This is a genomic window from Streptomyces sp. NPDC051105, from assembly GCF_040682795.1.
Classification (GTDB): Bacteria; Actinomycetota; Actinomycetes; order Streptomycetales; family Streptomycetaceae; genus Streptomyces.
This window is the reverse complement of the sequence record NZ_JBFBBR010000006.1, coordinates 377,477-403,424: the sequence shown is the minus strand read 5'-3', so window position 1 is coordinate 403,424 and position 25,948 is coordinate 377,477. Positions and strand designations below refer to the sequence as shown.

Below are 25,948 nucleotides of genomic sequence, written 5' to 3'. Positions count from 1 at the left end.
CGAGTCCGGCCCCTGCGGCACCGCGGTCTGCCCCGCTGTCCGCTGCGTCGGCTTCACGTGCCGCATAGCGTCGAGGCGTGAGCCTGTGGACTTCCCTGGAACCCGCCTCCGCGACCGTGGACCCCGGGTCCTCCACCCGCGTCCGTCTGCGATTGCGGAACACGGGTGACGTCGTCGACGAGTACCGCTTCGAGCCGGTGGGCCCCATCGCCCCCTGGACGACCGTCGAGCCTCCCACGCTCCGGCTCTACCCGGGCACCACCGGCACGGTCGAGCTGACCTTCGCCCCACCCCGGACGCCCGACGCGACGGCCGGACCCAACCCCTACGCGGTCCGCATCACACCCGCCGAGCACCCCGAGGCCGTCACCGTCCCCGAGGGCAACCTCACCATCACCCCCTTCACCGAGGTACGGGCCGAACTGGTCCCGCCGACGGTCAAGGGCCGATTCCGGGGCCGCCCCAAACTGGCCATCGACAACCTCGGCAACACCAAGCTCACCGCATCGATCGGCGGCAACGACAACGGCGACCAGCTCGCCTACGACATCCACCCCAGCAACGTCCAGATCGAACCCGGCCGCGCCGCCTTCATCAAGGCCACCCTCAAACCCCGGCGGATCATCTGGTTCGGACCGAAGGAACAGCGGCCGTACCGGCTCACCGTCCAGCGCTCGGGGCTCACGCCGGAACCCGTCGACGGGACCTACATCCAGCGCGGCTTCCTGCCCCGCTGGCTGGCCACCCTCTTCGGCACCCTGCTGGCCCTCGCCATCACCTTCGCCCTGATCTGGTTCAACTACAAACCCCACGTCGGAAGCCTCGCCGAGGAGCAGATCCAGGAGGCCGGGGTGAGTTCGCTCGCGCCCAGCCCCTCAGCCACCCCGACCCCGCCGCCGGCGCCCAGTGTCACGCCGTCCACCGCGCCCGCCGCCCCGGACGCCGGGAACGGCGGCAACGGAGGCGGCGGCGGTGGGGGAGGCGGCGGCGGTGTGACGGCCACCGTGACCGCCAAGCCCAAGCAGGACACCGCGGCGACCGCCGTGAACCGCCTCGCCGCCGACGACCCGTCCGGGCGGCACATCTGCTACCGCGCCTACGTCCAGGGCACCGGCTGGCAGAAGCCCGTCTGCGACGGCACCATGGCCGGCACGGTCGGCAAGAACGTGCCGATCAAGGCCATCAACCTCGCGGTGTACGGCGTCCAGGGCTCCGCAGCCAACGCCTTCCTCTACAACCCCCAGTCCACGGACGGCAAGGGCAAGTGGAACCCGAACTGGACGGCGATCATCGCCGACGGCAAGGACAACTACATCGGCAGCACGAAGGCGGCCGACCCCTACATCGAGGGCTTCGCCTTCAACGTCGGCAGCGGACAGGGCTGCAACTACGCCAAGGTCCGCGGCCACGACTGGGGCGACCAGTGGTGCCAGGGTTCCCGCAGCGACAACAACGCACTCGATTTCGTCGGCACCCTCGACAACACGCTGTGGCTCGAGGCCTTCAAGCTGACGGTGACCCCATGACCCTCTGGACCTCCCTGGAACCCGCCTCCGCGACCGTCGACCCGGGCGCCTCGACCCGGGTACGGCTGCGGCTGCGGAACACGGGTGACGTCGTCGACGAGTACCGCTTCGAGCCGGTGGGCCCCATCGCGCCCTGGACGACGGTCGAACCGCAGACGCTCCGGCTCTACCCGGGCACCACCGGCACGGTCGAGCTGACCTTCGCCCCGCCCCGGACACCCGACGCGACGGCCGGACCCAGCCCCTACGCGGTCCGCATCACACCCACCGAGCACCCCGAGGCCGTCACCGTCCCCGAGGGCAACCTCACCATCACCCCCTTCACCGAGGTACGGGCCGAACTGGTCCCGCCCACGGTCAAGGGCCGCTTCCGGGGCCGCCCCAAACTGGCCATCGACAACCTCGGCAACACCAAGCTCACCGCCTCGATCGGCGGCAACGACAACGGCGACCAGCTCGCCTACGACATCCACCCCAGCAACGTCCAGATCGAACCCGGCCGCGCCGCCTTCATCAAGGCCACCCTCAAACCCCGGCGGATCATCTGGTTCGGACCGAAGGAACAGCGGCCGTACGCCCTCAGCGTCCAGCGGGCGGGCGTCAATCCACAGCCTGTGGACGGCACCTACATCCAGCGTGGTTTCCTGCCCCGCTGGATCGCCACCCTCTTCGGCACGCTGCTGGCCCTCGCCATCACCTTCGTCCTGATCTGGTTCGCCTACAAACCCCACGTCGGAAGCCTCGCCCAGGAACGGCCCCAGGAAGCCGGGGTGAGCACCATCGCGCCCAGCCCCTCGGCCGGCGCACCCCTCGTCGCGGCACCGGCGCCCTCCCCGTCCCAGGTGGAGCGGCAGCAGGACGACGGCAACGGCTCGTCCGACACCCAGGCGGGCGGAGGCGGAGGCGGTGGCCAGGCCCAGCCGTCCCCGAAGGCGTCGAAGAAGAAGGTCCCGAAGCCCGTCGTACCGGTGGACAACATCGTGCTGCGCAACACCACGACCAAGAAGTGCGCGGACGTCCCCGGCTACGACAAGGGGACCAGCAACGGCCCGGTGCGGGAGTACACCTGCAACGAGACCACCGCGGACAACCAGCTGTGGAACCTCGAGGTGCGCTACTCGAAGGGCGGTCCCGGCTCGGCCGCGCTCTTCCAGATCCGCAACGTCAAGGACCAGTTGTGCATGGACCTGCCCGACTACGGTTCGGCCAGGCTGTCCTCACCGATCACCGAGTACAAGTGCGACGGCACCAAGGCCGACAACCAGCTCTGGTGGATCGACAAGCAGCCCAGCGGCGCCTACTGGATCCGCAACTTCGCCAGCGACAACCTCTGCCTGGACGTGGCCGGCTACAGCACCGGCGCCAACGACACCAACCTGACCCTGTACTACTGCTCGAACACGGACGACCAGGAGTGGCAGATCGTGCCCCCGTGGGGCGACTAGCGAACCGGTCACCAGGTGCCCGGTACCAGCCGCCCCGCCTTGCGGTATTCGCGCCGGGCGCCTTCCAGCAGATTCGCCGCGGTGACCGGCTCTCCGCAGCCGGCGGCGAAGTAGGCGGCGGTGACCACCGCGCTGCGGATGGCGCCGCCGGACAGCTCGAAGTCGCGGGCCAGCGGCCCGAGTTCGATGTCCGGCTCGCTCGGTACGTGCACCAGCCCGTGCCGCCACAGTGCCAGCCGCTGCTCCTCGTCCGGGAACGGGAAGTCGATCACCAGGTCGAGACGGCGGGTGAAGGCCTCGTCGATGTTGGCGCGCAGGTTGGTGGTGAGCAGCGCGATGCCGTCGAAGGCCTCCAGGCGCTGGAGCAGATAGGCAGACTCCAGGTTGGCGTACCGGTCGTGCGCGTCCTTGACCTCGGAGCGCTTGCCGAAGACGGCGTCGGCCTCGTCGAAGAGCAGCACGGCGTCGGTGCGGTCCGCCTCGGTGAAAATGCGCTCCAGGTTCTTCTCGGTCTCGCCGACGTACTTGTCGACGACCGAGGAGAGCTGGACGACGTAGAGGTCCAGGCCGAGTTCGGCGGCCACCACCTCCGCCGACAGGGTCTTGCCGGTGCCCGACTCGCCGGCGAACAGGCCGAGGACTCCGCGGCCCCGGCCGCCGCCCGCGCTCAGCCGCCAGTCGCCGAGCACCCGGTCGCGGTGGCGGGCACGCAGGGCCAGTTCGCGTAGTTCGGTGAGCGGACGTTCGGGCAGTACCAGGTCCCGCCAGTCGACGGCGGGCCGGATCCGGCGGGCGTGCTGTTCGAGCCCGGATGCCGACTGCTGGCGGGCGGCCAGCCGCAGATGGGCGGCGGTCAGCGGGGTGCCGTCGAAGGCGGCCAGCGCCTGCGCCGCCCGGGCCGCGCGGGCGAGCCCGTCGCCGCCCAGGTGGTAGGGGGCGACGGTGGCCGCGAGGTCGAAGCCGGAGGTGTCGGGCAGTACGGCCGCCCAGGCGTCCACGGGCGCGCCGCGCCGGGACGGCACTTCCAGGACGAGGGGATCGCGGTGCTCGCACCACTGCGGGTCGTAGGGACGGGGGCTGGTGATCAGTGCGGTGACGTCGCCGGAACCGCTCAGCTTCCGGGCGAACTCCCGGGGCTGTGCCACGTCGACGAGTACCGCCCGGCCGCCCAGCCGGGCCTCCCGGAGCACCTCCGCGACGTGCTCCTCGGGGCCGGTGTAGTGCAGGACCTCCACCCCGGCCAGCCGCAGCGCGGCCGTCGCACAGCCGAGGCCCTCGCCCTCCCGGCGCTCCCGCAGATACCCGAAGAGCGGCCCGGCGGCGATCCGCCCGGCCAGCCGCCGCACGAACTCCTCGTCCTCCTCGGCACCGGTTTCGCCGTCGTACGACGGTGCCCGCAGGTGTCCCGCCAGGACGGGGTCCGGGGTGTCGTCGCCGAGGAGGTGGGACAGGACCCGGTCGGGGACCCGCAACGAGCGGCTGAGGAAGGGACGTTCGGGTTCCTCGACGATGAGCAGGCCGAGCGCGGTGAGCGGGGCGGTCGGGTGGAAGCGGGCGCGGGCCTGGGCGAGGTGGGCGGGGATGCCGTACAGGTCGAGGGCGAGGGCGATGGTGGCGCGGCGGCGGCCGACGTCGTCGTTGAGGTAGCCGTACAGCGGCTCGAAGGTGCGGTCCAGGTCCGGGGCGAGCGCGATGAGCAGGATCGTGGTGTCGAGGGGGGTGAGGCGGAGGCGGCCGGCGAGTTCGGCCAGCCGGTCGGCGAAATCCTCTTCCAAGGAAGGGAGTTCGGTGGGTGTCTCCGGGCGCAGGAAGTACCTGACCGCCTCCTCGGAGAGGTAGAGGCCGCGCAGCGGGTCGGTCGCCGTCGGGTCGCCGGCCGAGCGGTGGGCGACGAGGGCGGCGGCGCGGTCACGCAGCCCGGACAGCCGGGCGAGGAGCGGGGCGACCGGCGTCAGGGAGACGTCGAGGGTCACGCCCGGGTCCTCCGGTCGGCCTTGGCCTGGGCGACCTGGCCGGGCCGGTGGGCCCGCTCCTCGAGGACCGGCGCGGTCTCCTCCAGTCCCTCGCGGACACGGACGGCGGCGCCCTCGGTGACCGGCGGACCCGCGTCGTACTCGGGGTAGGCCGGGAAGGGTGCCGTGATGACGACGTCCAGGGAGGGCTTGAGCTCGCCGCCGAGCGCGGACCAGATCTCGGCCAGGGAGCGGGCCTCGGTCTGGATTCCGGCCACCGAGAGGGACACGGTCAGCCCCAGTTGGCGCAGGGAGTCCGGCAGTTCGCCCGGATGGATCAGCTCCCTCGGGATCAGGGTCGCCAGCACGGCGCTGATCAGCCGGTGTTCGTCCTCGGGCCGCTTGGTCCACGCCGTCACCAGGTACGACAGCCGGAACCAGCGGGGCGGCTGCCGTCGCTTGACGACGACGTCCCGGTCGTCCCGGACGTCGATGTGACCGCGCTGACGCCGCTTCACATCCTCCCGGATGTCGTACAGATAGCTGTTGATCACCGGTCCGTTGCGGCGGGCCGCCCAGTCGCGGGTCGGGGCGTCGAAGGAGACGTCGATGCCGGCACCCTCCAGCGCACCGCCGGTCAGCAGGTTCCGCAGCACCTGGTCCACCTCGTGGATCACGCCGTACTCACCACCCCATGGACCTGTCCGCACTCGTCTCCATCCTGCCCTTCGCCGCCGCCGCACCCGCAGGAACGGCCGGGCAGACCGCGTTGCCCGGCAACCGGCGGGCGCTGCCCGTTCGGTCAGATGTAGCCTTCCCGGAGGGCATGGGCCACGGCGTGTGCCCGGTTGCGCAGATGCAGCCGGGTCGTCAGCCCGTGCATGACGTTCTTGACGGTGCGCTCGGAGTAGGACAGCTTGCTGGCGATCTCACCGGTGTCGAGTCCCTCGGCGACCAGCCGCAGTACGTCCACCTCGCGGGCGGACAGCCCGGAGGCCGGGGCGCCCGGGCGGCCGGCGGCGCTGCGGTGCAGGGTGCCGACCTGGTTGATGAGCCGGCCGAGCAGGTCGGCGGGCAGGTCGCCGTCGCCGCGGGCGGCCGCCAGCACGGCCTGCACGATCCGGAGTTCGGTGGCCTCGTGCCGCCAGACGATGGCACCGACCCCGCACTCGATCACATCGAGCAACTCGGTCTCGCGCAGCGCCCCCACCACGAGCACGGCCCGCGCGCCCTCGCTGCGCACGACGCGGCGCAGCCGGGTCAGCTCCGGCTCGTCGAGGCTGTCGCTGATGAGCAGCGCGACCGTGCCGGGGCCGGTCTCGGACTCCTCGCGCAGCTCGATCTCCGGGTGCCGGCGCAACTGGCTGAGCGCGCCTTCACGGGAGATCGGGTCCGGCGCGTACACCGCGACGGGCGTACGGGTGACCGACGCTAATGAGCTGTTGCTGACCAACCGCTTCCCCTATGTCCACGTGCCCGTCACCCCTGAGGGAACGGTGACGGGCGGGAGTACCCAGCCTGCTGGGACCAAACGGGCAACGGCAATCGTGGACGACCACGACAGGGACCACGAGATGTGGGGGGGTCCATGGGGCCATGGGCGACTGCGGACCGGTGGGGGTTGTTCGCGCCCACGCGGCGGCAGCCGCATACCGAACACAGCCCCGCGCCCCTATCAGGTGGGACCAGTGGCCCCACCTTCTTGGGGGGGGAACCGCGCGATCAGCCACGACGCACCCGCGGCTACCCACGGCCCCCTACCGAATGTGCCAACCCGGCAACAAACCCCCGGCCCGTCCCGCCTCACCACAACCTCTCCCGCCCCCCGCCCCCTCTAACCCCCCGAATGACCCGCGAACCCACCAGCGCACCGCGAGGAGCCAGGAATGATGCATTCGTCCCCTGAACTCGTCGACGCCATGCACCTGTTGGCCGAAGAGGCGAAGCGCGCGCGGACCGGTACCGGCCGCCTCGTACTGCTGCGGGGCGCCACCGGAACCGGCCGTACCAGCGTCCTGGAGGCCGCGGCCGAGCAGGCGCCCGGCCTCGGTCTGAAAACGCTCCGCGCGCGCTGTTCGCCCGCCGACACCGCCATCTCCTTCGCCACCGTCCTGCAACTCCTCGGCCCGGCACCGGAGTTCGCCGATCTCGCGGTGGACGGCGACGAACGGGCCACCGCCGCCGGACTGTGGCGCGTGCTGCGCACCTACGCCGAAGACTCGCCGCTGCTCGTCGCCGTGGACGACGTGCACCTGGCCGACGCCCCCTCGCGCCGCTGGCTCGTGGAGTCCGCCCGCCACATAGACCGCTTACCGATCCTCCTGATCGTCGGCGAACGCAGCCAGTACGACCTTGATCCGCCCACCCCCGGCTTCGCCCACACCCTCCCCCCGGCGCTCGTCCGGACCCACACCCTCGCCCCCTTCACCCCGGAGGCTGCGGCGGGCCGGGTGCGCGACGCCTTCCCGGACGCCGACCGGACCTGGGTGGACGACTGTGTGCGGGCCGCCGCCGGCAGTCCGCTGCTCCTGCGCGCCCTGCTCGACGACCTCCGCGAGGCCCGGCACCCGGCGGTGCCCACCACCACCGCCGCGCTGTACCCGGGCGCGTACCCGGCCGCCGTCCGCTGGTGGCTGGACAGTGCGGGACCGGCCACCACCGAGGTCGCCCGCGCCCTCGCCGTACTGGAGGAGAACACCGGCGCCGCACTGCCGGAGACCGACATCACACCCCTGCTCGCCGAGCTGGCCGGCGCCGACCCGACGCGGGTGGCCGGCTGGCTCACCGCCATGACCAACCTCGGCCTGCTCACCCCCGGCACCGACGGCCGCCCACGCTACCCGCACCCCCTGCTGCGCGACGCGGTCCTCGCCGGTGTGCCCGCGGCCCGCCGCCGGGCCGTGCACCGGGCGATCGCCGAGGCGATGCTCCGCCAGGACGCCCCCGCGGAGGCCGTGGCCCGCCAACTGCTCGCGACCGGCCCGGTGACCGCCCCCTGGGCGGTGCCCCTGCTCCAGGACGCGGCCGCGCTCGCCCTCTTCGACGGCCGGGCCGCGGACGCGGTCGGCTATCTGCGCCGGGCCCTGGAGGAACCCCTCTCCGACGACCGGCGGCAGCGGCTGCTGACCGAGCTGGGCTCGCTGGAGTACGCGGCGCCCCGCTCGTCCGCGGCGATCCCCCGGCTCGCCGAGGCGGTCCGGCTGCCCGCCGCCCCGCAGGACCGGGTGCGCGCGGCCGTCGCCCTCGGCACCGCGCTGACCGGCCGGGGCCGCACCCGCAAGGCCGTCGAGCTGCTGCGGTCCGTGGACGGTGAACTGAACGACCACCCCGACCTGGTACGCACCCTGCACACCGCCACCGTCCTCCTCTCCGACCAGGACCAGGAGATACGGCAGGAGGTCTACCGCCGGCTGTCCGAGACCGCCGAGCACTCCCCGGAGCTGGTCGGCACGGCCGGGCAGGCCCTGCTGGTGCGGCACGCCGCCTCCGCGGGCCTCACCTCGGCCCGGGACGCCATGCGGCGGCTGCGCACCCTGCTCGCCGAACCCACCGACCCGCTCACCGAGCCGTTCCTGGTCGGTACGGCGGCCACGGTCGCCCAGTGGGCCGACGAACTCGACGAGGCCGAGCGGCTGGTGGCCCGCGGGCTGGCCAGGCAGCGCCCCGATCTGCTGCACCCCATGCACCAGGCCCTGCTCAACAGCCGTTCGGACATCGCGGCGGCCCGCGCCGACCACACCCGCCCGGCGCCCGTGCCCGAGTCGGTCACGCCCGGCAACGCCCATGCGCACGCCCTGATCGCGCTGGTGGAGACCGGCCGTACCGCACAGGCCGAGAGCCTGGTCGCCGGGCTGGACCTGCGGGAGGCGGCGGACTCCTGGGAGCTGAACCGGTTCCTCTACGCGCGGGGAGTGGTGCGGGCCGCCGCCGGTGATCCGGCGGCGGCGCTGCACGACTTCCTGGAGTGCGGCCGCCGCCAGTCCGCCCGTGAGGTGATCAGCCCGGTGGTCACCCCCTGGCGTACGGCCGCCGCCGAGTGCCGGCTGGCCCTCGGCCGCCCCCTCGAAGCCATCGCCCTGGCCGAGGAGGAGCTGCGGCTGGCCCGGGTCTGGGACACCCCGCGCACGGTGGGCCGGGCCCTGCGCGTTCTCGGTACGGCGACCGGCGGCCGCCGGGGTCTGGAGCTCACCGAGGAGGCCGTGGCGCTCCTGCGGAACGGCGGGCCCGCCGGTACCGAGCCGGCGCTGGCCCTGCTCGCCCTGGGCCGCCAGCTGACCGCCGCCGGCGAGGGCGCCCGGGCCCGCGACTGCCTGCGGGAAGCCGTGGAGCACGCCGAACGGCTCGGTGCCGTACGGCTGGTGGAGCTGGCCGAGGGGATGCTGCGGAAAGGCGGCGCCCGCTCCCCCAGACGCCGTACGGGCACCGCCTCTCTGACCGGCAGCGAGCGCCGGATCGCCGAGCTCGCCGCCGAGGGCCGCACCAACGTGGAGATCGCGGCCCTGCTCCATCTGGCCCGCCGGACCGTGGAGACCCATCTCACCCACACGTACAAGAAGCTGGGCATCCGCCGACGGGCCGATCTGCGCCCGGCCCTGGATCAGGGCGCCCCGCGCCAGTAGGGGCCCAGGGCATCCAGGGCGCGGTCCTGGTGGCCGGTGAGCCAGTCCCGGACGTGCGGGGCGCCGGCGGTGTCCAGCACCCATCGGTCAGGGAGCCAGCCAGTGGCCCGCCGCCGCGAGCAGCGCCCGTACGCCCGTCTCGATCGTGGGCTCCGGGACGGGGGCGAAGCGCGGGGAGTGGTTGGAGGGGATCTGCGGCGGTATGCCGTCGCGGACCAGGGCCTCCAGGTCGACGTCCACGAAGAGCCGGTGGTCGGCGCCGCCGACGAACCAGAACACCGAGGGCGCCCCCAGGGCCGTACCGAAGGCGCCGAAGTCCTCGCTGTTGGGGACCGGCGAGGTCAACTCGAAGGTGAGGCTCGGGAATTCGGCGGCCAGCGCGGCCTGTACGGCCTCGGTGGCGGCGGGGTCGTTGTGGGTGACCGGGAAGGACTCGATGGGGACGATCTCCGGTTCCCTCGGCGCGGCGGAGGCGGCCGCCTCGGCCCGGACGATCCGCTCGACCGCCGCCAGCACCCGCTCCCGTACCGCCGCCGTGGTGGACCGCACGTTGATCTTCAGCTCGACGGTGTCCGGGATGATGTTCTCCTTGGTGCCGCCGTGGATCGAACCGACCGTGACCACGGCCTGCTGGCCCGCGCCCACCTCCCGGGAGACGACGGTCTGCAGCCGCATCACCACGGCGGCGGCCAGCACCACCGGGTCGACGGTCGCCTCCGGCGTGGACCCGTGCCCGCCCCGCCCGAACAGCGTGACCCGCATGCTGTCCGCGCCCGCCATCAGCGCGCCCGCCCGGGTCCCGACGAGCCCGGCCGGCGCGGCCGCCACATGCTGGGCCAGGCAGACGTCCGGCCGCGGGAACCGCTCGGCGAACCCGTCCGCGAGCATCTTGGGCGCCCCGCCCACCTCCTCGGCCGGCTGGAACACCGCCACCACCGTGCCCCGCCAGGCGTCCCGCACGGCCGCCAACTGCCCGGTGGCGCCCAGCAGCCAGGCGACATGCATGTCATGCCCGCACGCGTGCATCACCCCGTCGTTCTTCGAGGCGTACGGCAGCCCGGTCTCCTCCCGCACCGGCAGCGCGTCCATGTCGGCACGCAGCAGCACGACGGGACCGTCCCCCTCGGCGCCGTCGGCCCCGTCGCCCCTGTTGGCCAGCACCCCGACCACCCCGGTGCCGCCGACCCGCTCGGTGACCTCCCAGCCCTGCTCCCGCAGCCGCTCCGCGACCAGGGCCGCGGTCCGCTCCTCCTCGAAGGACAGCTCCGGATACGTGTGCAGGTCCTCGTACAGCGCCCGCAGTTCGGGGAGCTTCCCGGTCAGGCCGGTCAGGAGGGGGCTGATGCTCATGGCGTCGTCTCCAGGGGTGCGTGACGTGGTGGCCCGTCGAGTCTCCACCGTCACCCGCCGCGGGGAACGTCCAACCGCTCCTTTCACGCCCTGCCGAACGCCTCACGCCGTGCTGAACGCCCCGGGTGCCGTCTTGCCGCGGCCGGCTCCCGCCGGGGACGATTCCCCCATGTTCGATGGACTGAAGAACCTGACGGACAAGGCGACGGAGAAGGCCGAGGACCTCGCCGAGGAACACGGTGACGTCATCGAGGCCGGTCTGGAGAAGGCTGGCGACCTGGCCGACGGACGCACCGAGGGCAAGTACACCGAGCAGATCGACACCGGCGTCTCGAAGGCCCGGCAACTGGTACGGCGGCTGGGCGAGCAGGGCGCGGAGAAACCCGAGCCCTGACCGCCGCCGATCACCGCCGCGCCTACCGGTCCGCCTACGGCTCGTCCGTCGTCGGGCGGGTCCGGCCCGGCTCCGGCAGTTGACCCAGCTTGAGCCGGGCGTGCAGGACGTCGCCGATGAACAGGTCGTAGATCAGCACCCCGATCACACCGCCGATCAGCGGTCCGACGATCGGGATCCACCAATAGCTGCTGAACCCGGCCCCGTTCCCCGGGAACGCGAGACTCTTCCACCCGGCGAGCCAGGTGAGCACCCGGGGCCCGAAGTCGCGGGCCGGGTTGATGGCGTAGCCGGCGTTCGCGCCGTAGGACATGCCGATGGCGGCGACGGCGAGGCCGATGACGAACGGGCCGAGGTTGGACCCCACGGCCGTGTTGCGCAGGTCGACGACCGCGACGACGAACATGACCAGGAACGCCGTTCCCACGATCTGGTCGATCAGCGGCCCCCAGATCCCGCCGTGGAAGTACGGTGCCGGGAAGGTGGCGAAGATGGAGAAGGTGGCCTCGGTGTGCCCGCCCACCTTCGGCGGCTTCGACGCGGCGTCGAACGCGTTGATCGCGTCGTGGTAGACGAGGAAGACCAACGCGGCCCCGGCGAAGGCGCCCAGCACCTGCGACACCCAGTAGGGCACCACCTTCGCCCACGGGAACTTACGGCGGACGGCGAACGCGAGCGTCACCGCCGGGTTCAGATGGGCGCCGCTGACACCACCGGCCACGTAGATGGCGAACGTCACGGCCAGTCCCCAGCCCCAGGCGATCAGGAGCCAGTCACCGGCGGCCAGGAAGATCGTCGTGGGGGTCTCCGCACGCCCCGACCCGGGCAGTGCCGCGACGGCCATCGCCACGACACCGGCGCCGAACGAGAGGATGACGAAGGTCCCGAGAAACTCTGCCAGGCACTCACCGAGCAGGCCTCCACGGCTTCTGAGCCGAGAGGGCTTGAGGAGAGGAGATATTTCCACAGCCATCGCTGGCCCCCTTTAGCCATCGCTGGCTCCCTGAGAGGAGCAATCGGGCCGAACACCATATTGACCCACAAATGATGTTCGCGCAGATCTGCCCATCGCGCCCGGCGGGGGCTACCGTCCAGCGCTCACTACGGGCTATCCCTCGAGGTCGTCGGCGTAGTGCCGGAATCCGTGCCGGTCGCGGTGCATCGTCCAGAGCGTGTCGGCGAGCACGGCGGGATCCTTGCGCGCGTGTCCCGCGACGATGGCCCCGGGAATGACCAGTTGCGCCACATGGATCCCCTCCCCGGCGAGCCGGTCGTGCAGGAGATGCCCATAGGCACTCTCGGCGGCGAAGGCGATGGACGTCCCGGCGCGGTCCGGGTGCGGGATGACGGCCGTACCGCCGTTGACGAGGAGGATGGTCCCCCGGCCCAGCTCCCGCATCCCCGGAAGCACCTGCTGCACGGCGGCGACGAGCCCGTACACCGAGAACTCGACGGGCCCGAGCAGGTCCGCGTGGGTGGTCTCCAGCACGGGCCGCATGAAGTCCCGCTGCGGGACGGGGCTGTACTGCAGGACCTCGACGGTCCCGAGTTCCTCGGCGGCCCGCTCCAGGGCTCCGGTGAGGGCGAGCGGATCCCGTACGTCGGCGGCGAACCCGCGGGCCTCGACGCCCAGGCCGGCGAGTTCCCGGGCGATCCCGTCGAGCCGCTCCTCGTCCCGGGCGAGCAGCGCGACGCCGTACCCTTCCCGCCCGAACCGCCGGGCGGCGGCGGCCCCCAGCCCCGGCCCGGCACCCACGATGGCGACACTGCTCACGACGTGACTCCTGACGGCTGTGGCGGCGAGGTCGTACCTGGTGCTGCGACCGGAAAGGTTCACCGGCTCGCGACGCCCGGCAAACCTTTCCGGTTCACAGCACTAGCTCCGTACCGCGCCGCCCCCGACTTCACACGTGCGACCCGGCCGGCACCCGGACGCCCCCCTCACCCTTCGGCTCCTCCTGCACCCGGCTGACGGCCCGCACGACGAACGCGCCCGCGACGGCGGCCGCGACGAGCGCCAGGTCGGAGAGCACGAGCGGCCAGACGTCGTCGTAGGCGCGGGCGATGAGGTCGTCGGTGGAGTCGCGGCTCATCAGCCCGGTCCCGCTCACCAGACCGACCAGCCAGAGTGCCCACCACACATTGACGACCCAGGGCAACCGCCGTTCGGGTGCACTGTCCCGGAACACGTCGGCGACGATCCCGCGCGGAATCCAGAGATTCCCGATGGGGATGACCCACCCCAGGAGAACCCAGATCCCGCTGTATCGGGGCGCTCGCCCGGACAGGGTCCGCGCGTTGTCGCGCACCCGCCCCAGCCACAGCAGAAAGGCGAGGGCGCAGACGACGGTCAGTACCCCGCCGGCGGAACTGACGAGGTGATACCCGTTCTCCAACGAGGTCAGCGGCCGATGCCGTCCGTCCCCCTGCTCCGGCACCCCGCCCGCGGGCACCCCGGTCCCGGCCAGCCGCAGCTCCCACACCGCCCGTACGGCCCAGGCACCACCGGCGAGCAGCAGCGCGGAGAAGGCGACGACCCCGGTGGTCCGGACGGGGCTCAGGGAGACCATGTCTTCGTTCACCGGGTCATCCTGGCCCATGCCCGGTACCGGGGCCATGGCCGTTACCGCCCTGGGACAGCCGAAGCACAGTCGACATGCCCGAGCAGTGGCCGGTACGGCGTGGGCCGCGGCATAACCGGGGCCGGGACCCCGGCCGCTCTGCAAGACCCGGGACACGCTCCGCTCCCTGCCGGCCCACGAGGCGTCCCGGCGAACGTGACGCCCGTTCTTCCCGGGCACCCCGCGACGAGCGGATCGAGGACGGCGAGGCGGCGCCAGGCCATACGCCTGCCCGGTGCGCGGGCGCCGGGTACCGCCACCGACCCGGGACCCGGCGGCCCTACCGGAGGAGCCGGGCGGAGCGGCAGGAACAGGTGAGCGGGTGACGGGGGCCGCTTCACCCGTACGGCCTTCATGCGCTCGTGGACGCGCATGCGCCGGGTGAGGGTGGCAGTGGCCGCGTCCGCGGTGGCGGCGCCGGTGTTCGGCACGCCCGTGCTCAGCCTCCGTTCGACGCCGGGCACGCGGCCCGGTCGTCGGCGAGGAGGAGGCACGGATGGAGGACGGGGGCGCACCCACGGACAACGGTGCTGAGCGCACCGAGCTGGAGGAGCTGCGGGGGCGGCTGACGGCTCTGGAGAACGAGCGGGCGCGGCGGTCTCCCCGGCACCACGGCAGATCCCTCCTCGCCGCCGTGCTCCTCGTCCTCGGCTGTCTCCTCGCCCCGCTCTCCGTCGTCGCCGCGTGGGCCGCCGACGTGGTGGGCGACACCAACCGCTACGTCGCCACCGTCGCCCCGCTCGCCTCGAACCCCGCCGTGCAGGACGCCGTCGCGAACCGGGCCACCGACGCGCTGATGACCCGCCTCGACCTGCCCGCCCTGCTCGCCGACGTGACCCCCGCCGACCGGCCCCGGCTGCAGCAGGCGCTCGGCGGCAGGCTGGGCGGCGCGCTCGAAGGGGCCGTCCGCAGCTTCGTCCACGACGAGGCCCGGAAGGTCGCCGCGTCGGACGCGTTCAAGACCGTCTGGACCGACGCCAACCGCCGGATCCACAGCTCCCTCGACAAGGCCCTCACCGGCAGCGGCGGCGGTGCGGTCCAGCTGAAGAACGACACCGTCACCCTCGACCTCGGCCCCCTCGTGGACCAGGTCAAACAGCGGCTCGTCGACGCGGGCCTGACCCCCGCCGAGCACATCCCCGCCGTGCACGCCGACTTCACCCTGGCGAGGTCCGACCAGATCGACAAGGTCAAGACCTACGTACGGCTGCTCCAACTCGCCGGGAACTGGCTTCCGGTGCTGGCCGTCCTGCTGGTCGCCGTCGGCGTGCTGCTGTCGGTCCGGCGCCGCCGGGCCCTGGTCGCGGGCTGCATCGGCGTCGCCGTCGCCACCGGGATCCTCGGCGTCGGGCTGAGCGTGTTCCGGGTGATCTATCTGGACCGGCTGCCCGCCGGTGTCTCCCCGGACGCGGCCGCCGCCGTCTACGACGCGCTGGTCCACTTCCTCCGGACCACCGTACGCATGGTCGTGGCCCTGGCCGTGGTGGTCGCCCTGGGCGCCTGGCTCACCGGGCCGGGCCGGTACGCCGCGCTGGTACGGCGGCTGTGGACCGCCGGGATCGGCGCGGTGCGCGGCTCCGCCGACCACGCCGGCCTGCGCACCGGTCCGGTCGGCCCCTTCGTACGCCGTTACCGCACCTGGATCAGCTGGCTCCTGGTCGCCGTGGCCCTGCTGGTCTACCTGCTGTGGTCGTACCCCACCGGCTGGGTGGTGATCGGCATCGCCCTGTGCCTGCTGTTCGCACTGGCGGTGGTGGAGTTCCTGGCGGCACGGAAGCCCGGGGCCGGGCGGCTCACCCACCCGGCATAGGCGGACGGACGGGCGCCCCGCCGGGGCGCCGGGGCCCGCGCCCGCTCCACGGTGCCTGAGTCAACGGCAGCCGGGACGGGAGCTGGGGCAGGTGGTGGGGAAGTGACACCTGCCGTCGCGGCTCCTGAGGCCGTCGCATAATCCCGTGCCGTGTCGCCGGTGGACGGGCAGACTCGCCCCATGGCGGACATGAGGGCGCTCCAGGAGGCGGTCACCCGCTGGGCGGCGGGCGGTCCCGGCGGGCCGGCGCGCGATCTGGCGGAAAGCCTGGGGGCACGGACCGCGGTACTCCTGGAAGGGCTGAGCGATCTCGCGGCCGTCGAGGCGCTGGCCGCCCGGCGTGGCCGGGACCTGGCCGCCGAGGGGGTGTGGGTCGTGCCGATGGGCGGGGCGATGAACGTCGGCCGCTATGCCGGCCTCCTCGGGCCGTCCGGCCTCGGTCTGCGCCTGACCGGACTGTGCGACGAGGGCGAACAGGGCTTCTACGAGCGCGGCCTGACGCGGGCGCAGGCATCGCTCCAGGACATCCACGTGTGCTCCGCGGATCTGGAGGACGAACTCATCCGGGCGCTCGGCACGGCAGGAGTCGAGGAGATTTTCCGCGCCGAGGGCGACTTCCGCGCCTGGCAGACCTTCCAGCGCCAGCCCGCACAGCACGGCCGTCCCCGGCATCGGCAGGTGCGGCGCTTCCTCGGCACGAAGAAGGGCCGCAAGATCCGCTACGGCCGTCTCCTTGTGGAGGCCCTCGCAGCGGACCGGACACCGCCCCCGCTCGACGGCCTCCTCGCGAGCCTGTGAGGTCGTGGACGGACCGCCGTTTCGAACGTGCTCGACGGCAGACGACGGCCGGGCTTGACCAGTTGACCGGGTGGCAGCGGCTGGGCAGGCTCCAGCACGACCCGCCTGGCCCCTACCGGGAGACTCACGGATGACTTCTCACCTGCACGCGCTCTGCTTCGATGCGAACGACCCGCTCCGTCTGGCGCGCTTCTGGGCGGAGTTTCTCCGCTGGGAGACGTCCGACGACACCTCGGACGGCATCACACTGCTTCCCAGTGATGACACCGGGTTCCGGCTCCGCTTCCTCCCGACCCAGGAGCGGAAGACCAGCCGGAACCACATGCACTTCGATCTGACGAGCACGTCCCTCGACGACCAGAAGCAGGTGGTGGAGCGGGCGCTCCAACTCGGCGCCGAGCACATCGACGTCGGCCAACGCCCGGACCAGGAACATGTGGTGCTCGCCGACCCCGAGGGCAACGAGTTCTGTGTCATCGAGCCGGGCAACGGTTTCCTCGCCGAGTGCGGGTTCATCGGAGCGCTGGCGGGCGACGGTTCGCAGGAGACCGGGTACTTCTGGAGCCGAGCACTGGGCTGGCCATTGGTCTGGGACCAGGACCAGGAGACCGCGATCCGTTCACCGCACGGTGGCCCGAAGGTCACGTGGGGTGGTCCGCCCCTGATGCCGAAGACGGGGAAGGAACGGCTGCACTTCGACCTCGCCCCACCGGCCGGCGGTGACCAGCAGACGGAGGTCGACCGGCTCGTCTCCCTCGGGGCGACGCGCATCGACATAGGCCAAGGGGACGTCGACTGGGTGGTGATGGCCGACCCCGACGGTCACGAGTTCTGTGTGCTGACCCCCCGAACCACGTGAGCACACTGGGCGAACTCGGCTGGGACCAGAAGACGTTCGTGCGCAAGGCCACTGGGCGCGAGCCGCTCGACGCGGCGGGGACCGTGCGGGTCGAACGGCTGGGAATGCGGTGGCTCCCGCTGGCTGACGCTTCGTGGGGCCGTCTTTCTCCGGAGAACGGCCGCAGCACGAGCGCACCGGTGACCGGACATGCCGTCCGGCCGGCCTGAGCCTGCCTGCGGGCAGGTGTCATTCCTCGGGCGGCTGGGCCTCGATCAGGCGTTCCGCGATGTCGTCCGACCAGGTCTGGGCCCATTGGCGGAGGGCCGTGATCGCCTGGTCGTCGAGGCCGTACGCGGTGAACTCCCTGTCGTCCATCCAGTCGGTGCCGGTGAGGCGGGACTGGAGGTCGGTGAGGTCGAAGGTGTCGCGGGCGTGGCGACGGCCGAGGTCTTCGAGGTCGGGGAGGCTCCAGCGGTCCGCCGCCGCGTGCACGACGAGGAGGTCGCGGGGCAGGCCGCGGTCGGTCAGCGCCCAGACCCGCATGCCGACCGTGTCTTCGAGGGAGAGGGTCAGGCCGAGTTCCGTCCGGACCGGCGGGTGCCACAGGGCCTCCTTGAGGAGGTCCACCTCGCCGGCCTCCTCCGACACGGCGTCGGTGACGATGAGTTGGGCGGAGAGCGGGTCCGTCTCACGCACGCTCACGCTCCAGCCGCGCTCGCGCAGGACCGCGGCGACCGTCTCGGCGATCGTCCGCATCGGCGCCGGGTGCTGGGTGGCGGCCTCCAGGGTGCGGCCGGGGCGGTCGAACAGGCCGTGGGCCAGGGCCGCGTAGTCGCCGGTCAGGGCGAGGGGGTAGGCGGCGCCGGCCGACAGCAGGTCGGGCAGCAGACGGCGGTGCAACTCGCTGAGGTTGAGGTTCACGTGGCGGCCGGTGTCCTGCGGGGGAGTCCGGCGGCAGTGGGGGGTGCCATGAGGAGGATTATCGCTGGCCGGGAGAGAGCACGGGTGCCGCGACCCTCGGAACGGCGCGCCGACCGGTGGACGACCGAGCACGGCAGTGCCCGGGTCATCCGGGGCGGCTCCCACCTGTGCCACGCCTCCTACTGCGACCGCTACCGGGTCGCCGCCCGCACCGCCGACACCCCCGACAGCTCCACCGGCCACACCGGCTTCCGCTGCGTCCGCGACGCGGGATGACCCCGAGGGGTCAGGCGGGCTCCGGCCTGTACACCGCGAGCGCCCAGATCACGAAGAAGTCGATGCCGATCATGATGAGGGCCCAGAGCGGGGCATAGGGCAGGAACAGGAACTGGGCGAGCATGCTCAGCGCGGCCAGGAAGATTCCGACCCCACGGGCCCAGCCGGGGGCGCCCTTGAGGAGGGCGGCGCCCGCGACGACGCCGAGGACGCCGAGAATCAACAGGATCCAGCCCCAGCCAGTGAGGTTGATCTTGTAGACGTAGTTGTGGATGCGGGTGTACACGTCGTCGGTGGCGATGGCGGAGATGCCCTGCAGAATGGCGAAGACGCCGTTGATCAGCAGGAGGACTCCCGCGAAGACAACACCGCCGGTGGTCCAGCCGCTGGTCGGAGCGGGTGCCGGATGCGTCTGCTGTGTCATGGGTACGACGATCCGGCCGACCTTGGCCCGCCACCACGGGAGCTACTCCGAACGGGTGAGCCTGATCCCTGCGCCGCCGGTGGCACCCCAGACCCCGGTCGTCACTCGCCGACCGGGCCGACGTACGTCCCCGGGTGGGTCGCACCGTCCTGGAGCACCACGGCACCGCCGTGCCACGGCAGGTCGTACGAGGTGCGCTGGTCCGGCGCGGTGATGACGACCGTGGTCGGCGTGAACGTGGTGGAGTCGCCCTGCGCCGGCACCAGGAAGGTGATCGTGAAGTTGGCGGAGGCGCCGTTCGCCAGGGTGACCCGCTTCGGGGTGGCGTTCGTGCGCTGGAGCGACCACTGCTGACCGCTGTTGACCAGGTCGACGCCCGGGAAGCCGTAGAGCGTGCAGGAGTGGCCGCTCTTGTTGGTGAGCGCCACGACCGCGTGCTTCTGCTGGCCGGTGCCGCTGCCGGAGTCCGCCCAGGAGTAGCCGAGCCCGGCGGCCCGGCAGGCGGCCACCGAGCCGCCGGAGGCCGGGGAACCACCCGAGGTGGACGAGCCGCCCGACGTGGACGAGCCCGTGCTCCCACCCGTGCCGCTCCCCGACCCGGTGTTCCCGGCCGGCGTAGCCCCGGAACCGGAGCTCGAACCGGAACCGGTCGAACCGTTGGAGCCCGTGGAGCCGCCGCCGCCCGTCGCGTCGCCCGCCGCCGGAGCCGCCGTACCGCCGTCGGCGGTGACAGAGCCGGTCGCGGTGCCGTTGCAGGCGGTCAGCAAGGCCATCAGCGCGGCGGCGCCGGTCAGGGCGGCGGCGGCCTTGCGGAGGTTGCGGCGGCGGTTCGACATGGGATCCCCCAGCGGTGGTGTTCTCCCCGGCTCTCTGCCGGACACCTCTTTCGATGCGGCCCCGGGCAGGGAAGTTCGGGGCCCGCCGTCACGGGACCGTCGTGGTCGTGTCACGCCCGCCGTTACAGAATCCGGCGGCTCAAGTCCCCTGTGACATCAGGCCATCCAGAAGAACACCGCGGTCATCCGCTTCTCCTCCAGCGTCTTGCCGGCGTACCCGGTGGCGCTGTGCACGAGGTTGGCGTTGTAGAGGAGCAGCCGGTTGTACCTGTGCGGGACGCGGACGTCCTCCTCGAAGTGGTCGCCCGGGACGAACCGGGTCCCCAGCGCCTCGACCAGGTTGTTGTGCGGGGCCTGGACGATGTTGCCGCCGAGGCGGCCACCGGGCAGCGACTGGCGGTAGAAGGCGGTGCCGCAGTCCTTGGCGACACCGGGGTTGAGATACAGCACCGCCGCGTACCGGCACAGCGCCCGGGAGTCGGTGTGCGGGCGCGGCTCGCTCTCGCCCTCGCCGACGACCTGGACGCAGTTGTGGTTGAGGGTGCCGCCGCCGGGCGCCTGCTGCACCCACAGTCTCCCGGCGCCGGTCGCCTGCTTCACCAGCCCTTCCACGACGGCGAGTTCGGCGGGTTCGAGGCCGGGCATGGTGCGCAGTCCGGGCCAGGTCTCCGAGGTGTACGGGTACCCCTGGACCCAGTCGTCCTTGGCCAGGCAGCGCTCGCGTACGGCGTCCACGTCCGGCAGGACGTCGTCGAACACCCAGTAGTCGCGGCCCTTGGTGGGCTTGCGATAGGGCAGTACGGGCAGCGCGGCGGGGCCGCGGCCGGGACCCTGACCGGGAGCGGCGCCGCGGGGAGCGCGCGGGAACGGTGGCTGTGGGGGCATGCGGCGAAGCTAGCCCGCGACTTTGTCATGGCCACACAGACCAGGGGAAGTCATCACCCTCCCGTGGGCAAGACATGGGGAGGCGGCGTCCCCGGCAGAGCAAGGTCTCACAAGTTCTTTGCCAAACCAAAAGGTTTCTGACGCTTTCCCCGTCCGTATTCATGGGCGACCGACCCCGCCCCTGCGCGGGATCCCTGACCGGCAGGAGGCACCAGTGCGCTTTTCGCGGAACGCGACGGGAACTCTCTTTGTGGGCGGAGCCCTCAGCCTGACCCTCGCGGCACTGGCCTACCCGAGCATGCTGGGCGTGAACACCGTGTCCAGCGACACGACCCGCGTCATCGCCAACACCCAGTGGGGGCCCCTGACCGAAGGCGACCGTGACTTCGTGGTGAAGGTGCGCGCGGCCGGGCTGTGGGAGTACCCCGTGGGACAGCTCGGCGTGAAGAAGGGCCAGAGCCAGGCGGTCATCACCGCGAGCAAGCACCTGATCGACGGCCACGCGGCGCTGGACGCCAGCTGCCGCAAGATCGCGCCCATGCTCAACATCACCATCCCGGACCTGCCCTCCCCGCAGCAGCAGGGCTTCGTCAACACGCTGACGGCGGACAGCGGCAAGAAGTTCGACACGGACTTCGCCAACATCCTGCGGATCACGCACGGGTCGATCTTCAACACGATCGCCAAGATCCGCTCCACGACCCAGAACACCCTGGTGCGGATCCTGGCCGACCAGGCCAACGCCACGGTCCTGGACCACATCACGGTGATGGAGCAGACCGGCCTGGTCGACTTCCCGTCGGTCCTCTTCCAGGAGACGACCCCGCCGAAGCTGCCCGCCACCGACCTGACCCCGCCGCCCCCGGCCGCGGGCCAGCCGCAGGTCGTCCTCACCCCGCCGGTCAACAGCACGACCAGCCCGCCGGCGCTGCCGGGCGAGAACGGCTTCACGGGCAGCGGTGCCGGCGTCGGCACCGGCAACGCCGATGGCAATGCCACCGGCGTCTCCCCGGCCCCCAGCCCCACCGCCGGCTAGGCGCCCAGCCACACCGTGGTGTCAGGCGGCAGCGTGCCGTCCAGCGGCAGCGGCGCGCTGGCCAGCAGCACTTCGCCCGGCGGCAGTGGTACCGGCGCGTCCGACACGTTCGTGACGCACCGCCAGCCCTCCGACCGGGCGAAGTGCAGCACCCCCTCCGGCGCCTCACCCCAGGTCAGCGTCTCGCCCTCGATCAGCTTGCGGCGCAGCCGCAGCGCGGTGCGGTACAGCTCCAGGGTGGAGCCCGCCGTACCGGCCTGCGTCTCGACGGCGTACGACGCGAACCACCGCGGCTGCGGCAGCCAGGCACCGCCGGACCCGAAGCCGTACGACGGTCCGCCCGCCGTCCACGGCAGCGGCACCCGGCAGCCGTCGCGGCCCTTGCGGACATGGCCGGTCTGTTCCCAGATCGGGTCCTGGAGGACGGCCGTGGGCAGGTCGGCGGCCTCGGGCAGCCCGAGTTCCTCACCCTGGTAGACGTACGACGATCCGGGCAGCGCCAGCATCAGCAGGGTGGCGGCGCGGGCCCGGCGGAGACCATGAGAAGCATCGACCTCCGGCGCCCGGCCGCCGGACAGCAGCCAGGCGTTCTCGTCCGTACCCGGCGGCAGCATCAGCCGGGAGGCGTGCCGTACGACGTCGTGGTTGGAGAGCACCCAGGTGGCGGAGGCGCCGGCCGCGCGGGCGGTGGCGAGGGAGCCGGTGATGACCTCGCGGAGGGCGTCCGCGTCCCACGGGGTCTGGAGGTACTCGAAGTTGAAGGCCTGGCCGAGTTCGTCCGGGCGGGCGTACAGGGTGCGGCGGCCGCCGGGCACCCAGGCCTCGGCGACGGCCGTGCGCGGCGGGGTGTAGGCGTCGAAGATCTTGCGCCAGTCCCGGAAGATCTCGTGCACCTCGTCACGGTCCCAGTAGGGGTGCGTGCCGGGCGGTACCCGCTCCAGCGCCTCCTCGCCGGTCGCACCGAACTCCGCCACGTCCCGCAGCGGCTCGGCGAGGTCCTTCACCAGGGCGTGCGCCACGTCGACGCGGAAGCCGTCGACGCCCCGGTCGGACCAGAAGCGCAGGGTGGTGCGGAAGTCGGCGCGGACCTCCTCGTGCGCCCAGTTCAGGTCGGGCTGCTCGGGGGCGAAGAGATGCAGGTACCACTCACCGTCCGGGACCCGGCGCCAGGCGCTGCCGCCGAACACCGACTGCCAGTCGGAGGGCGGGAGTTCGCCGTGCTCGCCGCGGCCGGGCCGGAAGACGTAGCGGTCGCGGGCCGCCGAGCCGGGGCCCGCGAGCAGGGCCTCCTGGAACCAGGGGTGCAGATGCGAGGTGTGGTTCGGGACGATGTCGACGATCACCTTCAGGCCCAGCCGGTGCGCCTCGGCGACCATCACGTCGAAGTCGTCCAGGGTGCCCAGGCGCGGGTCGACGTCCCGGTAGTCGGCGACGTCGTAGCCGCCGTCGGCGAGTTCGGACGGGTAGAACGGGCTGAGCCACAGGGCGTCCACGCCGAGCGCGCCCAGATGGGACAGCCGCTCGGTGACGCCTCGGAGGTCACCGAGCCCGTCGCCGTTCGCGTCGGCGAAGCTGCGCGGATACACCTGGTAGATCACGGCCTGGCGCCACCAGTCGGGGTTCCGGGAGGAGAGGTCGACCACGCGCGTTCCTTTCGGGCGGGAGGGAAACCGAGAACCAGTCTGTCCATATTGCCGAGAAAGCGAACCTTCACACCGCCCGGAGCGGATCATTCCCTGTGTGAGGGAGTTGTAATGAGCCCCGAACCTCTCTTGATTCAGGGCAGGTTGACAGGCTTCGGCACGTCACACGACCATGGGCGCACACCGTGGCGCATGTGACCAATGAGCCTGGTGTCTTCTTCGTTTTCCGCAGCCTCCGCTGCTCTTCTCGCGAGATCCACGATGGGATATCCATGTCCATAACCAGACATGTCACCGCGCGCCGCCTGCTGGGGACGGGCCTCGCGTCGTTCGCCCTGTGTGCCGCCTCCGTCGCCGGGGCGTCCGGCGCCTTCGCACACGGCGCTCCCGGCGGTGACGGCTGGAAGTCCGGCGGCCACTACAGCCCCGGCACCGGAGCCGGCACGGAGACCGGCACCGACAAGTGCCAGTTCTCGGTCGACGGCTCGAACTTCTTCGACTCGGTGAAGGTCGACGACCAGAACCTGAAGGTCACCGACGACGGCAAGGTCCACATCAAGGTCCGCGCCGCCGCCGACGCCGCGAGCTGCACCGCCTCGCTCGCCTCCTACCTGGCCCACGGCGCCACCTTCGCCACCTCGGGCGAGCAGATCTTCGTCGACTTCGACTCGGTGACGGTCAAGCAGGGCCAGACCGACTCCCTCGACATCGCGGTTCCGGACGCCGGCTGCTTCGCGCAGATCGACCTGTACCGGGGCGCGGTCAAGTTCGACGGCGAGAAGGACGCGAACGACGGCTTCGAGCACGGCGACCTGCCGGCCGGACCGGACCACGCGGTCATCAAGGACAAGCTGATCGCGTCCTGGAACGGCGGCACGAAGGACTGCGCGACCGGCGAGTCGTCCTCCCCGTCCCCGTCGCCCTCCGCCTCGGAGTCGACCCCGGCCGAGGAGACCACCCCGCCGGCCGCGGAGACCCCGTCGCCTTCGGAGAGCGAGTCGACCGGCACGGCCACCCCGTCGGCCTCCGCCTCCGAGTCGACGACCGCCCCCGCGCCGGCCCCGAGCACCAACTCCGGCGGTGGCGGCGACCTCGCCCACACCGGCGCCAGCTCCACCACCCCGCTCATCGCCGGCGGCGCGGCCGTGCTGCTGGCCGGCGGCGCGGCGATCGTCGTCGCCACGCGACGCCGTAAGGCGACCCGCGCCTGACCCGAGGCCCCGCACACACCACGACACAGGTACGCCCCGGCCGTCTCGAGCGGCTGGGGCGTACCTGTACGGCCGTGGCTCAGCGGTTCTCGATGTGCCAGACCGGACCCCGGTTGCAGGGCTGGTCGAGGCCGCCGTCAGGGGTGAGACCTCCAGGATGGCCGCGCGGGTACGGCCGAGCAGCCCGCCCGGCTCGATGACCGGCGGGGCCCCGCCGCTCACCCGGTGACGACCGTCTCCAGATACAGCCGCACGTACCGTGCCACGTCCATGTCCAGGGCCACGTCCAGGGGCGAGGCGAGGATCTCGCGGCGGAGCAGGGTGACGGCGTCGACGTCGGCGGGCCGGCGGGCGGACGCGGGCAGGCCCAGGTCCCCCCGCGCCGACCCACCGGCGGGCGCCTCTCGCCCCGGCTCATTCGTCCTTGAAGTAGTGCTCCTCCTCGAGGTCGGCCACGAGCCCCGCCTCCCTCGGCTCCCACCCCAGCAGCTCCCGCGTCCGCCCGCTGTTCAACGGCATGTCGTAGGTGATCAGCGCACCGAAGAACCCGAAGTGTTCGGCGGCCCGCTCACCGGGGATGCTCTCGGCCGGAAGGCCCAGCCGTGCCCCGATCACCTCGGCGATCTCCCGCACCGTGACGCCCTGCTCGGCGGCGGCGTGCAGTCGCGCTCCCGCGGGCGCCTGCTCCAGCGCCAGCCGGTAGAGCCGGGCGAGGTCCAGCGTGTGCACGGCGGACCACCGGTTCCCGCCGTCCCCGGCATAGCCGGAGACCCCCGTGGCCCGGGCGATCCGGATCAGTGTCGGCAGGAACCCGCCCCGGTCCAGGGTGCTGTGCACGACCGGCGGTATCCCGACGAGCACGGTACGCACGCCCTGTTCGGTGAGTTCGCCGACCAGGCGCCCGGTGGCGGACCGGGGGTGGGCGTCGAGGGCCTGTTCGACGTGCTCGTTGCCGTCGCTCCCCATGCCGATCCCCATGAGGGTCTTGCCGGTGCCGGCGAGCACCTCGCCGAACGCCCGGGTCACCTCCAGGTCGGTGGCCGCTGCACCGGCCATGTCCCCGGCGGCCATGGCCGCGTGGTCGAAGGCGAGATGGACGACGGCGTCGGCGTCCCGCGCGGCCGCCCGCAGTCCGTCCAGGTCCGCGAGGTCACCGCGGCGCACCTCGGCGCCCAGTGCCGTCACGGCCGCGGCGGAGCGGTCGGACCGGGCGAGGCCGACGACCTCGTGCCCGGCCCGGAGCAGTTCGGGGATGACGGCGGAGGCGATATGACCGCTGGCGCCGGTGACGAAGACACGCATGACGGCTCTCCCGGGAACGAGAAGAAGGTGATGTGACTCGGTACCGTCACCGTAGCAC

At 72.4% G+C, this 25,948-nt stretch carries 24 protein-coding genes; 11 read left to right on the top strand and 13 right to left on the bottom strand.

The features are described 5' to 3' along the window. Positions 1-77: 77 nt before the first annotated feature. Positions 78-1,526: a hydrolase gene (locus tag AB0N16_RS18130; protein ID WP_365797728.1), complete on the top strand. Its 1,449-nt coding sequence runs from the start codon at positions 78-80 to the stop codon at positions 1,524-1,526. Next, the gene (locus AB0N16_RS18125) at positions 1,523-2,971 is read left to right on the top strand and encodes an RICIN domain-containing protein (RefSeq protein ID WP_365797726.1); all 1,449 of its coding nucleotides are present in this window, start codon (positions 1,523-1,525) and stop codon (positions 2,969-2,971) included. Before AB0N16_RS18130 ends, AB0N16_RS18125 begins: the two co-directional genes overlap by 4 nt. A gap of 8 nt (positions 2,972-2,979) precedes the next feature. Here AB0N16_RS18125 and AB0N16_RS18120 read toward each other — a convergent pair whose 3' ends face one another. The 3 genes from AB0N16_RS18120 to AB0N16_RS18110 all read right to left on the bottom strand — a co-directional run bounded on the left by AB0N16_RS18120 (position 2,980) and on the right by AB0N16_RS18110 (position 6,376). Beyond that, positions 2,980-4,944: an ATP-binding protein gene (locus tag AB0N16_RS18120; protein ID WP_365797724.1), complete on the bottom strand. Its 1,965-nt coding sequence runs from the start codon at positions 4,942-4,944 to the stop codon at positions 2,980-2,982. Next, a complete protein-coding gene (locus AB0N16_RS18115) occupies positions 4,941-5,600 on the bottom strand; it encodes a DUF4255 domain-containing protein (RefSeq protein WP_365797722.1) in 660 nt (219 codons plus the stop codon). The genes AB0N16_RS18120 and AB0N16_RS18115 overlap by 4 nt, the downstream gene beginning before the upstream one ends. Positions 5,601-5,725: 125 nt before the next feature. Next, positions 5,726-6,376, bottom strand: coding sequence for a response regulator transcription factor (locus AB0N16_RS18110; RefSeq protein WP_365797720.1), 651 nt, complete (start codon positions 6,374-6,376; stop codon positions 5,726-5,728). Positions 6,377-6,809: 433 nt separating this feature from the next. Here AB0N16_RS18110 and AB0N16_RS18105 point away from each other — a divergent pair, with 433 nt between their 5' ends. Next, a complete protein-coding gene (locus AB0N16_RS18105) occupies positions 6,810-9,542 on the top strand; it encodes an AAA family ATPase (RefSeq protein WP_365797718.1) in 2,733 nt (910 codons plus the stop codon). Between the two features lie 87 nt (positions 9,543-9,629). Here AB0N16_RS18105 and AB0N16_RS18100 read toward each other — a convergent pair whose 3' ends face one another. Then, positions 9,630-10,892 carry an amidohydrolase gene (locus AB0N16_RS18100; RefSeq protein ID WP_365797716.1) on the bottom strand — a complete coding sequence of 421 codons (1,263 nt, stop codon included), beginning with the start codon at positions 10,890-10,892 and terminating at the stop codon, positions 9,630-9,632. A gap of 169 nt (positions 10,893-11,061) precedes the next feature. Here AB0N16_RS18100 and AB0N16_RS18095 point away from each other — a divergent pair, with 169 nt between their 5' ends. Continuing rightward, a complete protein-coding gene (locus tag AB0N16_RS18095; RefSeq protein ID WP_365797714.1) occupies positions 11,062-11,286 on the top strand; it encodes an antitoxin in 225 nt (74 codons plus the stop codon). Between the two features lie 34 nt (positions 11,287-11,320). Here AB0N16_RS18095 and AB0N16_RS18090 read toward each other — a convergent pair whose 3' ends face one another. The 3 genes from AB0N16_RS18090 to AB0N16_RS18080 form a co-directional block, all read right to left on the bottom strand. Next, positions 11,321-12,259: an MIP/aquaporin family protein gene (locus AB0N16_RS18090; RefSeq protein WP_365797712.1), complete on the bottom strand. Its 939-nt coding sequence runs from the start codon at positions 12,257-12,259 to the stop codon at positions 11,321-11,323. 135 nt (positions 12,260-12,394) lie between these two features. Further along, a complete protein-coding gene (locus AB0N16_RS18085; RefSeq protein WP_365797710.1) occupies positions 12,395-13,060 on the bottom strand; it encodes an SDR family NAD(P)-dependent oxidoreductase in 666 nt (221 codons plus the stop codon). Between the two features lie 130 nt (positions 13,061-13,190). Next, positions 13,191-13,856 carry a DUF4328 domain-containing protein gene (locus AB0N16_RS18080; protein WP_365797905.1) on the bottom strand — a complete coding sequence of 222 codons (666 nt, stop codon included), beginning with the start codon at positions 13,854-13,856 and terminating at the stop codon, positions 13,191-13,193. A gap of 547 nt (positions 13,857-14,403) precedes the next feature. Here AB0N16_RS18080 and AB0N16_RS18075 point away from each other — a divergent pair. From AB0N16_RS18075 to AB0N16_RS18060, 4 genes are all read left to right on the top strand, one after another. Further along, the gene (locus AB0N16_RS18075; protein ID WP_365797708.1) at positions 14,404-15,717 is read left to right on the top strand and encodes a hypothetical protein; all 1,314 of its coding nucleotides are present in this window, start codon (positions 14,404-14,406) and stop codon (positions 15,715-15,717) included. Positions 15,718-15,897: 180 nt separating this feature from the next. Then, on the top strand, positions 15,898-16,515 hold the full coding sequence (locus AB0N16_RS18070) for a TOPRIM nucleotidyl transferase/hydrolase domain-containing protein (RefSeq protein ID WP_365797706.1): 618 nt from the start codon (positions 15,898-15,900) through the stop codon (positions 16,513-16,515). A gap of 130 nt (positions 16,516-16,645) precedes the next feature. Next, positions 16,646-17,374 (top strand): VOC family protein, encoded by a 729-nt coding sequence (locus tag AB0N16_RS18065; RefSeq protein ID WP_365797704.1) that lies wholly within the window; start codon positions 16,646-16,648, stop codon positions 17,372-17,374. After that, positions 17,371-17,583 carry a hypothetical protein gene (locus tag AB0N16_RS18060; RefSeq protein WP_365797702.1) on the top strand — a complete coding sequence of 71 codons (213 nt, stop codon included), beginning with the start codon at positions 17,371-17,373 and terminating at the stop codon, positions 17,581-17,583. Before AB0N16_RS18065 ends, AB0N16_RS18060 begins: the two co-directional genes overlap by 4 nt. Positions 17,584-17,602: 19 nt before the next feature. On the opposite strand, the gene AB0N16_RS18055 is transcribed toward AB0N16_RS18060, so the two are convergent. Next, positions 17,603-18,277, bottom strand: a complete 675-nt coding sequence (locus AB0N16_RS18055; RefSeq protein ID WP_365797700.1) for a hypothetical protein — start codon at positions 18,275-18,277, stop codon at positions 17,603-17,605. Between the two features lie 48 nt (positions 18,278-18,325). Between AB0N16_RS18055 and AB0N16_RS18050 the strand changes: the two genes are divergently transcribed. Next, complete coding sequence (locus AB0N16_RS18050; RefSeq protein ID WP_365797698.1) at positions 18,326-18,553, top strand: SUMF1/EgtB/PvdO family nonheme iron enzyme; 228 nt, start codon at positions 18,326-18,328, stop codon at positions 18,551-18,553. 10 nt (positions 18,554-18,563) lie between these two features. On the opposite strand, the gene AB0N16_RS18045 is transcribed toward AB0N16_RS18050, so the two are convergent. From AB0N16_RS18045 to AB0N16_RS18035, 3 genes are all read right to left on the bottom strand, one after another. Beyond that, positions 18,564-18,977, bottom strand: coding sequence for a hypothetical protein (locus AB0N16_RS18045; protein WP_365797696.1), 414 nt, complete (start codon positions 18,975-18,977; stop codon positions 18,564-18,566). Positions 18,978-19,078: 101 nt separating this feature from the next. After that, on the bottom strand, positions 19,079-19,813 hold the full coding sequence (locus AB0N16_RS18040; RefSeq protein ID WP_365797694.1) for a DUF4232 domain-containing protein: 735 nt from the start codon (positions 19,811-19,813) through the stop codon (positions 19,079-19,081). 156 nt (positions 19,814-19,969) lie between these two features. Next, entirely contained in the window at positions 19,970-20,698 is a 729-nt protein-coding gene (locus AB0N16_RS18035; protein WP_365797692.1) for a DUF6445 family protein, read from the bottom strand. A gap of 250 nt (positions 20,699-20,948) precedes the next feature. On the opposite strand from AB0N16_RS18035, the gene AB0N16_RS18030 reads away from it, so the two are divergent. Then, positions 20,949-21,734, top strand: a complete 786-nt coding sequence (locus AB0N16_RS18030) for a DUF4142 domain-containing protein (RefSeq protein WP_365797690.1) — start codon at positions 20,949-20,951, stop codon at positions 21,732-21,734. On the opposite strand, the gene AB0N16_RS18025 is transcribed toward AB0N16_RS18030, so the two are convergent. After that, positions 21,731-23,377, bottom strand: coding sequence for an alpha-amylase family glycosyl hydrolase (locus AB0N16_RS18025; RefSeq protein WP_365797688.1), 1,647 nt, complete (start codon positions 23,375-23,377; stop codon positions 21,731-21,733). The genes AB0N16_RS18030 and AB0N16_RS18025 overlap by 4 nt on opposite strands. A 272-nt stretch (positions 23,378-23,649) precedes the next feature. Between AB0N16_RS18025 and AB0N16_RS18020 the strand changes: the two genes are divergently transcribed. Beyond that, positions 23,650-24,588, top strand: a complete 939-nt coding sequence (locus AB0N16_RS18020; RefSeq protein WP_365797686.1) for an LAETG motif-containing sortase-dependent surface protein — start codon at positions 23,650-23,652, stop codon at positions 24,586-24,588. Between the two features lie 414 nt (positions 24,589-25,002). On the opposite strand, the gene AB0N16_RS18015 is transcribed toward AB0N16_RS18020, so the two are convergent. After that, positions 25,003-25,890: an SDR family oxidoreductase gene (locus AB0N16_RS18015; protein ID WP_365797684.1), complete on the bottom strand. Its 888-nt coding sequence runs from the start codon at positions 25,888-25,890 to the stop codon at positions 25,003-25,005. Positions 25,891-25,948 lie beyond the last annotated feature (58 nt).

What these genes read in the sequence shown, in the direction of transcription:
- AB0N16_RS18095 (WP_365797714.1), top strand. Translation starts at nt 11,062, where the DNA reads ATGTTCGATGGACTGAAGAACCTGACGGACAAGGCGACGGAGAAGGCC.
- AB0N16_RS18020 (WP_365797686.1), top strand. Translation starts at nt 23,650, where the DNA reads ATGTCCATAACCAGACATGTCACCGCGCGCCGCCTGCTGGGGACGGGC.
- AB0N16_RS18105 (WP_365797718.1), top strand. Translation starts at nt 6,810, where the DNA reads ATGATGCATTCGTCCCCTGAACTCGTCGACGCCATGCACCTGTTGGCC.
- AB0N16_RS18075 (WP_365797708.1), top strand. Translation starts at nt 14,404, where the DNA reads ATGGAGGACGGGGGCGCACCCACGGACAACGGTGCTGAGCGCACCGAG.
- AB0N16_RS18045 (WP_365797696.1), bottom strand. Translation starts at nt 18,977, where the DNA reads ATGACACAGCAGACGCATCCGGCACCCGCTCCGACCAGCGGCTGGACC.
- AB0N16_RS18070 (WP_365797706.1), top strand. Translation starts at nt 15,898, where the DNA reads ATGGCGGACATGAGGGCGCTCCAGGAGGCGGTCACCCGCTGGGCGGCG.
- AB0N16_RS18090 (WP_365797712.1), bottom strand. Translation starts at nt 12,259, where the DNA reads ATGGCTGTGGAAATATCTCCTCTCCTCAAGCCCTCTCGGCTCAGAAGC.
- AB0N16_RS18040 (WP_365797694.1), bottom strand. Translation starts at nt 19,813, where the DNA reads ATGTCGAACCGCCGCCGCAACCTCCGCAAGGCCGCCGCCGCCCTGACC.
- AB0N16_RS18015 (WP_365797684.1), bottom strand. Translation starts at nt 25,890, where the DNA reads ATGCGTGTCTTCGTCACCGGCGCCAGCGGTCATATCGCCTCCGCCGTC.
- AB0N16_RS18125 (WP_365797726.1), top strand. Translation starts at nt 1,523, where the DNA reads ATGACCCTCTGGACCTCCCTGGAACCCGCCTCCGCGACCGTCGACCCG.
- AB0N16_RS18100 (WP_365797716.1), bottom strand. Translation starts at nt 10,892, where the DNA reads ATGAGCATCAGCCCCCTCCTGACCGGCCTGACCGGGAAGCTCCCCGAA.
- AB0N16_RS18065 (WP_365797704.1), top strand. Translation starts at nt 16,646, where the DNA reads ATGACTTCTCACCTGCACGCGCTCTGCTTCGATGCGAACGACCCGCTC.
- AB0N16_RS18050 (WP_365797698.1), top strand. Translation starts at nt 18,326, where the DNA reads ATGAGGAGGATTATCGCTGGCCGGGAGAGAGCACGGGTGCCGCGACCC.
- AB0N16_RS18080 (WP_365797905.1), bottom strand. Translation starts at nt 13,856, where the DNA reads ATGGTCTCCCTGAGCCCCGTCCGGACCACCGGGGTCGTCGCCTTCTCC.
- AB0N16_RS18035 (WP_365797692.1), bottom strand. Translation starts at nt 20,698, where the DNA reads ATGCCCCCACAGCCACCGTTCCCGCGCGCTCCCCGCGGCGCCGCTCCC.